At 63.3% G+C, this 13,054-nt stretch carries 10 protein-coding genes and 2 pseudogenes; 3 read left to right on the plus strand and 9 right to left on the minus strand.

The features are described 5' to 3' along the window. Window positions 1–56: 56 nt before the first annotated feature. Window positions 57–1,501: pseudogene (locus F6X39_RS11625) on the minus strand (ISNCY family transposase). 629 nt (window positions 1,502–2,130) lie between these two features. Then, window positions 2,131–2,553, minus strand: coding sequence for a hypothetical protein (locus tag F6X39_RS11630; protein ID WP_187616737.1), 423 nt, complete (start codon window positions 2,551–2,553; stop codon window positions 2,131–2,133). Window positions 2,554–3,256: 703 nt separating this feature from the next. On the opposite strand from F6X39_RS11630, the gene F6X39_RS11635 reads away from it, so the two are divergent. Then, entirely contained in the window at window positions 3,257–3,661 is a 405-nt protein-coding gene (locus tag F6X39_RS11635; protein WP_184073010.1) for a helix-turn-helix domain-containing protein, read from the plus strand. A 70-nt stretch (window positions 3,662–3,731) separates the two neighbouring features. Here the strand turns inward: F6X39_RS11635 and F6X39_RS11640 are convergent. Beyond that, window positions 3,732–4,688 (minus strand): annotated as a pseudogene (locus F6X39_RS11640) (pyridoxamine 5'-phosphate oxidase family protein); the annotation flags it as partial. 43 nt (window positions 4,689–4,731) lie between these two features. Then, window positions 4,732–5,373, minus strand: coding sequence for a glutathione S-transferase family protein (locus F6X39_RS11645; RefSeq protein ID WP_184060196.1), 642 nt, complete (start codon window positions 5,371–5,373; stop codon window positions 4,732–4,734). Between the two features lie 109 nt (window positions 5,374–5,482). Between F6X39_RS11645 and F6X39_RS11650 the strand changes: the two genes are divergently transcribed. Together F6X39_RS11650 and purU are read left to right on the plus strand one after the other, a co-directional pair. Then, complete coding sequence (locus tag F6X39_RS11650; RefSeq protein WP_187616739.1) at window positions 5,483–6,397, plus strand: LysR family transcriptional regulator; 915 nt, start codon at window positions 5,483–5,485, stop codon at window positions 6,395–6,397. A gap of 136 nt (window positions 6,398–6,533) precedes the next feature. After that, window positions 6,534–7,409 carry a formyltetrahydrofolate deformylase gene (purU, locus tag F6X39_RS11655; RefSeq protein ID WP_184046876.1) on the plus strand — a complete coding sequence of 292 codons (876 nt, stop codon included), beginning with the start codon at window positions 6,534–6,536 and terminating at the stop codon, window positions 7,407–7,409. A gap of 58 nt (window positions 7,410–7,467) precedes the next feature. On the opposite strand, the gene F6X39_RS11660 is transcribed toward purU, so the two are convergent. From F6X39_RS11660 to F6X39_RS11680, 5 genes are all read right to left on the minus strand, one after another. Continuing rightward, window positions 7,468–8,325, minus strand: coding sequence for a glycine betaine ABC transporter substrate-binding protein (locus tag F6X39_RS11660; RefSeq protein WP_090810004.1), 858 nt, complete (start codon window positions 8,323–8,325; stop codon window positions 7,468–7,470). A 183-nt stretch (window positions 8,326–8,508) separates the two neighbouring features. Further along, window positions 8,509–9,699 carry a hybrid-cluster NAD(P)-dependent oxidoreductase gene (locus F6X39_RS11665; protein WP_187616740.1) on the minus strand — a complete coding sequence of 397 codons (1,191 nt, stop codon included), beginning with the start codon at window positions 9,697–9,699 and terminating at the stop codon, window positions 8,509–8,511. A gap of 34 nt (window positions 9,700–9,733) precedes the next feature. After that, window positions 9,734–11,020, minus strand: coding sequence for an aromatic ring-hydroxylating oxygenase subunit alpha (locus tag F6X39_RS11670; protein ID WP_187616741.1), 1,287 nt, complete (start codon window positions 11,018–11,020; stop codon window positions 9,734–9,736). Between the two features lie 73 nt (window positions 11,021–11,093). Next, the gene (locus tag F6X39_RS11675; RefSeq protein ID WP_187616742.1) at window positions 11,094–11,873 is read right to left on the minus strand and encodes an electron transfer flavoprotein subunit beta/FixA family protein; all 780 of its coding nucleotides are present in this window, start codon (window positions 11,871–11,873) and stop codon (window positions 11,094–11,096) included. Next, entirely contained in the window at window positions 11,870–13,054 is a 1,185-nt protein-coding gene (locus tag F6X39_RS11680; RefSeq protein ID WP_187616800.1) for an electron transfer flavoprotein subunit alpha/FixB family protein, read from the minus strand. Before F6X39_RS11680 ends, F6X39_RS11675 begins: the two co-directional genes overlap by 4 nt.

Below are 13,054 nucleotides of genomic sequence, written 5' to 3' on the forward strand. Positions count from 1 at the left end.
TACAGCTTTGCCGCTACATCACATGTCCCCGCCAAGTTCAAATGTCGGGGTTTGCACTAGATTGAAATGTCGGGTTTTACGGTGCTTTTCTTATGTTTTTGGGGTGGGCGGCGCAGCCGCCCACCCCCCCGTTCTTCATGTTTTTTGCGGCTCACTTCGTGCACGACCTGAGTGACGTCCGCTAGCGTGATCGCCCGCTGTTTCTTCAGGCCCACCAGCGCTTTCTTCGCCCGGACGTCCTCTCCAATATGGGTGCGTGAAGGCGAGCCGGAAACGCGCCGGTCATCACGCTGCGCCTGCACCAGCCTCGCAACCGCCAATGCCGCGGACAGCCGCTTGTTCTCAACCTCCGCGCCCTGATCGATCTGCGTGATCCGGTCGTATTCGCGACAGGGCAACACGCGGCCCGCCGCCTGAATCTCGACGGCTCCGTTCCGGTATTCAACGACCTCGACGTATTCATGCATCAGACGCCGGTTTGCCTCGGTGTCCTGCAACAGGTACATCACCCTGTCGTACTGCACCGTCAGCGCATTGGAGACCTTGCGCGCCACGCGATAGGCCAGGATCTGCTTCAGGTCCTCGTCGTCACGCAGCGGCCGGTGCGCGTTGTGGTCGCTCTTCGGTGGCTTGCCAAAGCGCCGGTTGAAATCGGCGATGAAGGAGGGCGCATACGCATTGGCCGCTTCCCGCGTACTGATGTTACGCAACCTCAGTTCCTTGACGAGCCGGTCCTGCAACGTCAGGTTGGCGCGCTCGACACGCCCCTTGGCCTGACTCGTGTTCGCACAGAACGCCTCGATATTGAGCTGGTAAAGGGCGCGGCCGAACTGTGTGACGCCTTTGCCAGCCGTGCTCGCCCGATCCTTGACGTAGAAAACACGCTGAACTTGTCGCTATAGAACGCGACCGGTTTGCCGTGTGCTGCCAGGTGTTTGCCCAGCGCTTCAAAATAGCTGAACGTCGATTCGGTCGCCGTGAAATGCAGCGTCATCAGTCGGCCAGTCGCATCGTCGATAAAGACCAGCAGCGTGCACGCTGGCGCGCGTTCCTCGAACCAGCGGTGATCGCTGCCATCAATCTGGATCAGTTCACCTAGGCACGCGCGGCGGTTGCGCGGCTGGTACACCCTGGGCGGCCGGTCCTTGCGGGGAATCCACAGACCGGCGGCCATCATCAGCGCGCGCACCGTCTCGACTGACAAACTGATGCTGTGGCATTCCCGAAGCTTCTCGCACGACAGTGTCGGTCCAAAATCGGCATAGCGCTCGCGAATGATCGCCAGCGCGCGTCGCGCCACACCGTCGGACAATTGATGGTTGCCCGCCCGACCGCGTTTGCCGGAGACCAGTCCGGCAACGCCTGCGGCCTGATAGCGCAGCACCAGGCGCTCAAGCTGACGCACGCTCAACGCGAGCCGGTCCGCGGCCTGGCCCGGCTTCAGCCGCCGCTCGCAAACGGCCTGTACCACCTTCAGCCGGTCCAGCTCGGTCATCGACATGGTGATCGTCCCAGATGCGTTCATGGCCGGCGCTCCTTAAGGAAGGCTGGCCACCAGCCTGAACCCGCAAACACGACATTTCAATTTAGCGGAAACGCGACATCTGAACTTTGGACTAACACCCAAAAAGTTGATAATTTATCTTATGTCAAATTGCAGATTCTTCGGAAAAGGCTTCCACTGCGCACCGCACGGGCCACCGTCGTTGCGCGTGCCGCGTGTCGGCCCTCCGCCACAAGCGATGCACACCGATGCCCGGTGGACGATCGCGAATCGTCCGAACCGCGACTCTTTCGCCTGCCACAACTGACGCCGGGTGCAGCCCGATTCAGCGACCAACAAAACTGGCGCAACAATTCAATTCCAATTTTTATGGCGGGCCCAATCAGAGCCCTCACGAATTAAGACGCGGCCGTGCGTACAGATTAATTTATGCACGCCACATGCCGCAATTAGACAGCTGTTAAATACTGCTTTGCGCGCCACGAGAATAAGCTTTGTAGCGAAAGCCAGTGCCGCTATCGCAGCTCGCGCGGATTTTTTATCGTCGGCTATTGCCTTGTGGCTTAGAGACGTTTCGCATTTCTCTCAACCGGCGAGCGTGTCGTCGTTGAGCGACTGTGAATGGGCTACGTGCATTTCGACGTGGCGTACGGGCGCAACGTGTTCGCCACCCTCCCACTTGCCGCGATCTGAGATGCATGTTCGAACACGCGCAGACGCTCGGCATCCGCAATCAGTCGCTTCTTCGTCATCGAGCGTCCCGCCGATCCGAAGCCCATCACCTTTTCATACTCACGCGGCCTGCCGTGCCTGAAGCGATTAAAGAAGTCATCGCCCGGCAGGCCGTTGTCGAGGCTCATCAGGCAGCCATAGTCGAGCGACGCGCAATCGCTCAGTGAGCGCGCCGCGTCCTCCAATGCGCGATAGCGGCTTTGCAACGGTTCGTCGCGACCGAAAAGCGCGTGCAGTTCCTGATAAGTCACGAGTCTTTTGCGTTTCGCGGCACGCAGTAGCATCGCGGCAATATTGCGGGTCCTATCCATGTTCATGTCGTTCTCCTTACCGCCTGCTTGCAAGCGCCCAATGGCAACCGATGAAAGCGCTGTCAGCTTTTATCGCGGTTATGCGTATCGAGTCGGAAACTGCCCGGCATAAAATATTTCCGGTATTGAACGACGCAGCTAAAATTAAGCGGGTGGTTACTGGATTCGGGCTTCACAACGCCACTCTGCACGAATGTCCCGTTTACATATAATCCGCTGGAAAAACGCCGCGAAGGATTTTCAATCTTCAGCACCTGTTTCGCAGCTTTCCGGCGAATCGCCAGCCTGCATCGAAAAATGCATTCCAATTACATTCGCAAAACAGGAATCCGCGCACTCAAACGGTTCAGTCTTCCGACCTGCCGCCCGCACTTAAAAGCGCCCGACGTCAAGCCGTATGCGGCCTGGCGGTATGCGGGCTGTCGGAGCGAGCCGAGCCGGATTGACGTCTTTGAATCACGTCAATCAGGTTAGCAAACGTTAAATTCAATCGCAAGAGAGATATTTAAGATTTTAGAAAGAAAACATCGTGTAACCGCCTTACGGGAGGATTGCGTGATTTTCTATCAGAGGAAAGGCGCGATTGATTTTTTATTCTTTTGGACACAGCGGGCGATTTTTCGATTATCTGTAGGTGGCGCGCCCTCCTCACTGTCTACCCCAGTAACCGATTGCAGTCCGGTCAGCGACCCAACGGCGGAGTTCTCCGATGCATCGACCAAATGACGATTTGCCGACCGTCGCACGGCGTCTCACGGCGGGCCAGAAACTGCTCGACGGCGTCGCTGCGGCCGAAGTCGCGAGACAGATGGGCATGGCCAAGACCACCGTCGAGCGATATCGCAAGCTATTGGAGCAAGGTGGGCTCGAGGCGCTGAGAAACATGAGCGTCGGCGGCCGCCATTCCGCACTCGCGGTGGCGGATCTGGACTGGTTGGCCCAGGCGCTGAGGGCCTCGCCGCGGGACTATGGCTTCGACGCCGACGGCTGGAGCAATGCGCGCATGCGCGAGCTGATAAGCCGTCAGTTCGGCATTTCGTACTCGCGAGTCTATGTATGGCAACTGGCCACCAGACTCGGCGTGTCTTATCGGCTCGGCCGGAATGCGCAGTAAAACGGCGCCCGTACCCAGCTAAAGCACGCGCGTGCGCATCGGCTCAAGCGCTTTCTCGAACCTTTGGCAGAAACTGCGGAGCCAGTTCGACCTCCGACCATTGGAACGGCAACGCGCCGCGACTGCGCCGCACTTCGCTCACATGAAACCGCACGAGTCGCTGGGCGCCCGCAAATGCCGCGAGTTCGTCGCCGTCCCAGATGATCTCTGCTCGCACCGCCAGATAAAGCAGATCGCCGGTTGCGAAGTCGATAAACAGCAGACCCGCGCGCGGATCGTGCACGAGGTTGCCGATCGTGTTGAAAAAGCGGTTGCCGCTGTAGTCGGGCGTGGTCAGCGTAGTTGCGTCGTCCACGCGCACGAAGCCCGGCGCACCGCCGCGATGGGAAACGTCGATCCCCTTTCCCGGTCCCGCTTCCTCGCTCAGATTCGCGCTGGCGATAAAGAAGGTGTCCGCGCTCGCGAGCAACTCGCGGTCGGCACTGCTCAGAAGCGTGGCGATTTCGGGCTGCGCGCGCGTCGCGGCCGCGTCCCGCTCGATGAAAGACGGCGCGCGGCTCTGGATATACTTCGGGCAATTGCCGAAGCTCTGCGTGACTTCGACCTGCAACGTGTCGCCTGCCACGGACCGGACGACGCCATTTGCCCGATTGCGCCGCCGCGTACGCGGCTCGATGCCCAGCGCACCAAGCTGCGCGCCTTCGCGCCAACCCGCGGCGAGCGGATCGCCAGCCAATGCGCCACCTTCGATGCGCAGTGTCCGCGCATCCGGTGACGAGACGAAACCCGGCGCACCCGCACGCAGCGTCGCCCACGGCTGAGCGCTCACATCGACGCCGCCAATCACGACGAACGGCTGCGCGGCAAAGAACTCGCGATGCTGCTCAGGCATGAATCGGCGAATGCCCCGACGTCCCATCGACTCGGCCACCTCACGCACACCCGCGCGCTGCTGCGCATCCTGCTCGCCGGCATGAAACGGCGACGCGTCGCTTCCCCAGTTATTCAACGGGACGAACTCGGACATGATCGGACTCCTTTGCAAGATCTGACGCAGCCGTCAACGCGTATCACGCCGCCAGCAAGCCCGCCTTCGTCGAAGGCATCGCGATGAAACGCGGCAGTGCCTCCACGCGCTGCAGCCACGCGCGAATGTTCGGATACGGCTGCAACGACACGCCGCCCTCGGGCGCGTGAGCGATATACGTGTGCGCGGCAATGTCGGCGATCGTGACGTGCGCACCAGCCACGAACGGCTTACCGGCAAGCTCCTCGTCGATCACGTCGAACAGCTTGACGGCGATCTGCTTCGCACGTTCGTGGTCGAGCGGCGCGCCGAACACGGTCACGAGCCGCGCCGCGCACGGCCCGTAGGCGATCTGGCCAGCCGCGAGCGACAGCCAGCGCTGCACCGCCGCGGCGCCGCGCGGATCGTCCGGCAGCCACGATGCGTCGCCATAGCGCTTCGCCAGATAGACCAGAATCGCGTTCGAATCGAACAGCGTGAGCTCGCCGTCCTGAATCGTCGGCACCTGACCGAATGGGTTCAGCGCGAGGTACTCGGGCTTGCGGTTGCCGCCCGCCTTCATGTTCAGTTCGACGACCTCGAACGGCAGATCGAGCAGCGTCAGAAACAGCTTCACGCGATGACCATGGCCTGAAAGCAGCGTCGTATACAGCTTGATAGGCTCGGCGGGTCTGGCAGCGGGCATGGATGGCTCCGGATACGTTGAATGACACGCCCAGCATAAGGCGTAGGCACTGTCGCGCGGAAGCCCGATAATCCGGGAAACACAGTCAAGCGAGAATGGACAATCGATCATGGCCGATGTGCGCAACGTGAACCTGAACCGCCTCGCGATCTTCGTCGCGGTCATCGACGCGGGCTCGCTGAGCGCCGCCGCGACGCGGCTCGGTCTCGCGAAGACGATGGTCAGCACGCACATGCAGAGGCTCGAGGCGGAGGTCGGCGCGAGCCTGCTGGTGCGCACCACCCGGCGGCTCGGCGTCACCGAGGCGGGCCGCACGTTCTACGAGGCGAGCGTGAAGATTCTGCGCGCCACCGAGGACGCGCTGAACGCGCTCGGCGGGGAAACCTCACCGGTGCGCGGCACGCTGCGCGTCAGTGCGCCGAACGACTACGGCACGCTCGTCGTCGCGCCCGCGCTGGTCGAATTGCGCCGCACGCATGCGCAGCTCGACGTCGAGCTGCTGAGCAGCGACCGCTACGTCGATCTGATCGCCGATGGCATCGATGTAGCGATCCGGCTTGGCCGCCTCGCGGATTCCAACTATCGCGCGGTGAAGCTCGGCAGCTTCGTCAAATGGCTCGTCGCGAGTCCGGAGTTCCTGCGGACGTGGGGCGCGCCGGGCACGCCGGCCGCGCTGGAGACGCTGCCCTACTGCGCGTTGTCGGTGCTGCCGCATCCGTTGACGCTCGATTTGCGGCACGTCGACGGCAAGATCGCGAGCGTGCGCTGCGCGTCCGCGTTGCGCGTCAACACGGCCGATGCCTGCCGCGCGGCGACGCTCGCGGGCGGCGGCATCGGTCTGTTGACGGATTTTTCGATCGCGGACGACGTCGCGGCGGGACGGCTGATCCGGCTGCTGCCCGAATGGGCGAGCGCACCGGCGAGCATTCAGGCCGTATTCCCGCCGACGAGTCACCCGCCGGCGAAGGTGCGCGCGTTGATCGATACGCTGAAGCGAAGGCTCGCGGCGGAGCCTGCGGATTAGCACGGCAGATCCTCCTGGCGCTCCCATTCCAGCGCAACGGCGGTTAGCTTCTATCCGCGTTATCGCCCGATTTGCTCTACTGCGACGATGCGCGCCGCACCCCGCGGCCTCGCCTGATCGTCAATGTGGAGAGCTTATGTCCGCCATTTCCCGTCCTGCTCAAGGGGTTCTCACCGTCGCGTGTCCGAGCGCGGCGGGCCAGGTTGCCGCCGTCGCTGGCTTTCTCGAACGGCATCGTTGCTATGTCGACGAACTCACCGTATTCGACGACGAACTGAGCGAGCGCTTTTTCGTGCGCTGCGTGTTTCACCACGTCGATCGCGACGATGCGCTGCAGATCGCCACGCTGAAGCAGGAATTCGCGCCGATCGCCGAACGCTTCCGGATGACGTGGGCGATCCACGATCTGTCGAGCCGGCCGAAAGTCCTGATCATGGTTTCCAGGCTCGAACACTGTCTCGCCGACCTGCTGTTTCGCTGGCGCATGGGCGAACTGAAGATGGACATCGTCGGTATCGGCTCCAATCATCGCGATCTCGAACCGCTCGCGCGAGCGCACGGCCTGCCGTTCCATCATCTGCCGATTACAGCCGACACGAAGCCACAACAGGAAGCCGGCCTGCTCGAGCTGTTCGATACGTCCGGCGCGGAACTGCTGATTCTCGCGCGCTACATGCAGATCCTGTCCGCCGAAACGAGCCGGGCGCTCGCCGGGCGCGCGATCAATATCCACCATTCGTTCCTACCCGGTTTCAAGGGAGCGAGACCGTATCATCAGGCCCATGCGCGCGGCGTCAAGGTAATCGGCGCCACCGCGCATTTCGTCACCGACGATCTCGACGAAGGTCCGATCATCGAGCAGGGAGTCGAACCGGTCGATCACTCGTACAGCCCCGAACGGCTGCTGACGACCGGACGCGACGTCGAATGCATTACGCTCGCGCGCGCGGTCAAGGCGTTCGTCGAGCGGCGTGTGTTCATCAACGGCGAGCGCACCGTCGTGCTGCGGTAAACAGAAAAACGCCGCTGAAAAGCGGCGTTTTCGTGTGCTGCGCCGACGCCTGGCCGAGTTACTTCACCCAGCTATCCACCCGGTCCGCATGCGCGCTGACCCACGCGTCGGCCGCTGCAGCCGGCTTTTCGCCATTCTGCGTGGCCAGCATCACCGTGTCGATCTCGCCCGGCTTCCATTGGAACTTCTTCAGGAACGCGACCACTGTCGGCGCTTTTTTCTCGAGCTCGGGATTCACCACGCTATCCACGTGCTCGGCTTCACCGAATACCTTCTTCGGATCGTCGAGGAATTTCAGCTTGTACTTGGCGAACATCCAGTGCGGCTTCCATCCGGTCACGATGATCGGCTTGCTGGCCGCCTCCGAGCGCGCCAGTTCGGCGGTCATCGCACTTCCGGAACTCGGCATCAGCTGATAGTCGAGCCCATAGGCCTTGATCGCCTCGCTGGTTTTCTGCATCACACCCGCGCCGGCGTCGATGCCGACGATGCGCGCGCCGAACTCCGCCTTCTTCGCCTGCAGATCGCCGACGCTCTTCACGTCCGCGTTGTCCGGCACGATCAGACCGATCTTCGCGTCGTTGAAGTTCGGCCCGAGGTCGACCACTTTGTCCTTGAAGTTGTTCCAGTAGGCGCCGTGCGTGACCGGCAGCCACGCGGACAGCGTCGCGTCGAGATCGCCGCGCGCCACGCCCTGCCACATCACGCCGGCCGCCACCGGCACCAGTTGCACCTGATAACCGAGGCGTTTTTCGATCACCTCGGCGGCCACGTTCGAGGTCGCCACGCTATCGTCCCAGCCCTCCACGTAACCGATCTTGATGGTCGGCTTCGAATCGGCCGACACGCCCGCACTGACCGCCGCCAGCATCACCCCCAACGCGCTTGCCACCACTACCTTTCCGATCAGTCTCATCGACGTTCTCCCGTTGATCCATTTGCCCATTGACGCGTTTGCCATCGAACCGTACATCGCGTATTCAGAATCGCCAACCAGAATTGCCGGGTAGCGTTGTTTTGCGACATGCAGTTGTCCGCATGCGACTTCCACGCCAATCCGCCCAGTGTTTGCCGTGTTGTTGTGGTGTTATCAGTCGTATTACTTGTCGACGACGAGATCGGTCAGCGGCTTGCTACAGCACAGCAGCACCATGCCCTGATCGATCTCGCGCTGACGGATACCGCCCGCGTGCTTCATCGCCACTTCGCCGGACACGAGCTTCACCTTGCAGGTGCCGCACATGCCTTGCGTGCACGACGCCGGCAGCCGCACGCCCGCCTGCTTCGCCGCATCGAGCACATGCTGGCCGCCGCCGCACTCGATCTCGCGATGACTGCGCGTAAAGCTCACCTTGAAACGCGTGGCGGTTTCGGCCGGCGCGCACGCATCGCTCAGCGTGTGCGCGACATGCGCTTCGGCCAATTGCGCGGCCACTTCGCTGACGGTCTCGAACGAGAAGCTTTCCTCGTGATAGTGCTGGCGATCGAAGCCGCCTTCATCGAGCAGATTGCGCACCGCCTGCATATACGGCGCGGGGCCGCACGTGAAAATCTCGCGCTCCAGAAAATCCGGCGCAATCAGTTTCAGCAGCGGCAGCGTCAGAAAGCCGGTGATGCCGGGCCAATTGGTGCGCGTGCCCACGCGTTCGCAGACGAACGCGGTGCGGAAATGCGCCTGATTGGCGGCGATCAGATCGAGCTCGCGCGCGAAGATGATGTCGTCCGGCGTACGCGCGCTGTGCACGAAGACGATATCGCTGTCCTCGCCGAGTTCATGATGCGCGCGGCTCATCGACATCAGCGGCGTGATGCCCGAGCCCGCCGACAAAAACAGCAACTTGCGCGCCGGATGCCGCGCGCAGGTGAATTCGCCGGCTGGGCCCAGCACGCGTACCTGCATACCCGCATGCAGATGGTCGTGCAGCCAGTTGGACACCGGGCCGCCCGGCACGCGCTTGACGGTGATCGAAATCGTATGCGGCCGTGTGGGCGCAGACGAGATCGTATAGCAGCGATTGACGCGCTCGCCGTCAATCTCCAACTCCAGCGTGATGAATTGCCCCGGCTCGAACACGAACGCCCGACCGGATGGCGCGCGGAAGAAGAAACTCTTCACGTCGTGCGTTTCGCTGCGGACCTGGCAGCACTCCAGCGTGTCGTCGGCGTCGCTGTTCCAGCGCGCCGGCAGCGCGTCCCAGAAGCGCGGCTGCGTGACGCGGCTCGGCGCGTCAGCTGGATTCTGCGAAGTCTGCTCGATGTCCGGTTGAAACATGGCCTGATCGCGCATCATGGTTGTCCCCCCGCTCCTCATTGCGGTCTTGCGCTCAGCGCACGAACGACACGACTTTCTCGTCGTGCACCGCCCGTGAGTTCGCGTCGTAATCCGCGAGACGGCCGATATACCACTCGCAGAACTTTTCGACGAGTCCTTCGGTGAACGGCGAATAAGGACCCGGCTCATACGCGCTGCTCGTCGCGCCGCGCTGCGAATATTCGACGAGTGCGCGATCCTGGTCGTTGGTCGCGCGCCACACGGCGGTCAGATTGTCGAGGTCGTAATCGATGCCTTCGCGCGCGTCCTTGTGCACGAGCCATTTGGTGCGCACCAGCGTCTTGCCGGCCGACAGCGGAATCACCGAGAAACTGACGATGTGGTCGCTCATGAAGTGATGCCACGAGTTCGGCTGGGTCCAGAACGACAGGCCGCCGAGATCCGCGTGCCTGAAACCGCCGAGCAGTTTCTTCGAGGCGACCTTCGCGTCGAGCGTCTGCGATTCGCCGTCGCGATCGAGCGGCAGACGTTGCGTACGAAACCCGGTGACCAGGTCGGCAAGCCGCTCGATTTCCGCCGACGGCAACTGCATCGCCTCCCACTGCGCGGTGCGGCGCGCGACCGTCGTCTCGAACGCGGCCATGCCCTCCTCGTTCGCCGGCGTGCGCTGATAACCGAAACCGTATTCGTACAGCGAGATGGTCAGCTCCGGATGGTTCGCCACGCAGTGATAGCACTCGCGATTGTTTTCCATCGTCAGTTTCCAGTTGCCCTCCTCGATGATGTCGATCGACGCGGCGATCTTGCAGCCGGCCAGATCGTGCGGCAACAGATACGGTTCCATCGCGGCGCGCATCACGGCGAAATCGGCGGGCGGCTGCTCGGCGAGGCAGATGAAAATCAGTCCGGCGAGATTTTCGACATGCACCGCTTTCAGACTATGTTTGCAGCGCTCGAACTGCTCGCCCATGTGCTCGGCGAACATCAGGTCGCCATTGAGGCTATACGTCCAGCTGTGATACGGACAGACGATATTGCCGAGCGAGCCCTTGCCGGTATTGCACAGACGCGCGCCGCGGTGGCGGCATACGTTATGAAACGCGCGCACCCGCATGTCGTCGTCGCGCACGATCAGGATCGAATCGTCGCCGATCTCGACCGTCACATAGTCGCCCGGCTCGGGCACGTCGGGCTCGACCGCGACCTGAATCCAGTGCCGGCGGAAAATCGCGTCGATGTCGAGCGCGAAGATGTGCTCGCTGGTATAGAACGGCGCTTCCAGCGTGTAGTTCTGCTTGCGGCGTTCGATCATTGCGCGAACGTCTGCGGAAACTTTCATTGTGTGCTCCGTTGCGTGTCACGTCTGGCGCCGCGCCAGGCCCTCCTGGTCGCATGCTGGCCCGAGCCGGAATTCAGTAATCCACCAGTTGATGCTCGCGCAAATACGCGAGTATCACTTGTGCTTTTTCGACGGAACTCCCTTCAATTACGACGCTGCCGCCGCGGCTCTCGGTCGTCGTCGCCGACAGCATGCGCGCGTGGCCCGAGCGCTTTTCGGCGGCGGCGAGGCGCACCGGTTTCGCTGTGGCGGAACCGATCGTCCATGCGGACTGTTCGCGAGTGGTGCCGTGCCGCGCGTCGGCGACCGGCGCGACGGCGCGCTCGATCGTGCCTTCGCGCATTCGTGCATACGCGTACGAGGTCGCGACGTTCGCGAGCGGATGCACGGCAACCAATGCCGGCAGCCGCACTTCGACGCGCCGTCGTAGGCCCTTCGGCATGGACTGCCGGACCTGCGCTCGACCGTCGCGCAGCGCCACATCGACGGCGGCGCCGACGAGCGGCACCGCCAGCGCATGCGCGACGCGATACGGCAGCATGCCGCTATCGAAACCGCCTTCGGCGCGCGTGCCGGTCAGCACCAGCTCGTAGCCACGCAAACGCGCGGCGAGTTGCGGCGCAGGATCGGCGTCGGGCGGCATTTCGAGCACTTCGACCGAACGCGCGCCGAGCGCCAGATACTCGTTCAACGCGGCGTTCGACGGATCGCCCGCGTGCAGCACGTCGAGCGTCGCGCCATGCGTTCTGACGAGCGACAGCGCCAGCGTCAACGCCGCCGCATCGTTGCGGCTGTAGCGCGCGACGCCGCTGACCGGGTGACGTCCGACTGAAACCAGCACGGCGATCTTCATGCGAGCACTCCTTCGGCAAGCTTGCCCGGCCGCAGCAGCGCGGCCGAGGTGGCGCGGGCACCGCGCGCCGCGGCCGCCGCCTCGTGGAGCGCCGCGATGGTTTCCTGCGCGTCGGCGATCACGGTCAGATTCGCGCGCTTCGCGATCGGCGCGCTCGCGTCGAGATTCACCGCGATCACATGGCGGCAATCCTTGATGCCCTGCAGATGCTGCACCGCCCCCGAGATGCCGAACGCGATATACACGCTCGCCTCGACGGTCTTGCCGGTCGCGCCGATCTGCTTGTCGCGCGTGAACTTGCCGTCGTCGACGGCAACCCGGCTGGCACCGATCGCCGCGCCGAGGGTCGTCGCGAGTCGCTCGAACGCGGGCACGTCGCTGACGCCGTTGCCCGCCGACACGATGAAATCCGCCTCTTCCAGCGCGACCTGCGCCGCGTCGATTTCGTCGATGCCGAGAGCGTGTATCGCTCGTTGCGCGACCGTGCTGTCCGCTTCGCGGTCGAAGCGCCACGCGACCCGCTCGCCCGCGCCGACGAACGGCAGCTTCGGATCGACCGCATTCGGCTCGAGCAGCACGACCTCGGGCAGCGCGCGGCTGGCGAGCGCCGTATTCGCGCGAATATAGGTGCACACGTGCCCGGCATCGATCTCGACGACGTGCGTCGCGACGCTTGCATCGGCCGCCGCCGCATAGCGGCGGCCGAGGTCGCCGTCGCCGGTCGCGTTGTCGGGCAGCAAGACATGGGCTGGCGCATAGGCCGCGACGCAGGCCGCCAGCGCATTCAGTTCATCGTCCGGCGCGTACGTGCGGCGATCGAACATCGGCAATTCGATCAGCTTGTCGGCGCCGAGCGCGGCGGCATCGCCGGTGAATTCGCCGAACACCAGCAGCACGACTTCGCTGTGCGTGTCCGCGATCAGCGCGGCGGCCGCGAGCGTCTGGCGCGCATGTTCATCGAGCGCGCCGCGGTCCGCGTGCGCCGCGACCAGCAGCACATGGCGCGGCGCGGCCGTCGTGCGGCGCGGCTTCGGCTGTTCGCGATGCCCGGCATGACGCGCATCGGACCGTGTGGCACTGTCGGCGTCCGCGATGCCAACGACGCCGAGCGTGATGCGCCTGAGTCCCTGTGCCGTCACCGTGAACGGCCGGCGCGGATCGATTCGTTTGAGCGTATTCAT

The organism is Paraburkholderia sp. UCT2, from assembly GCF_014397665.1.
In the GTDB taxonomy this organism is placed as follows: domain Bacteria; phylum Pseudomonadota; class Gammaproteobacteria; order Burkholderiales; family Burkholderiaceae; genus Paraburkholderia; species Paraburkholderia tuberum.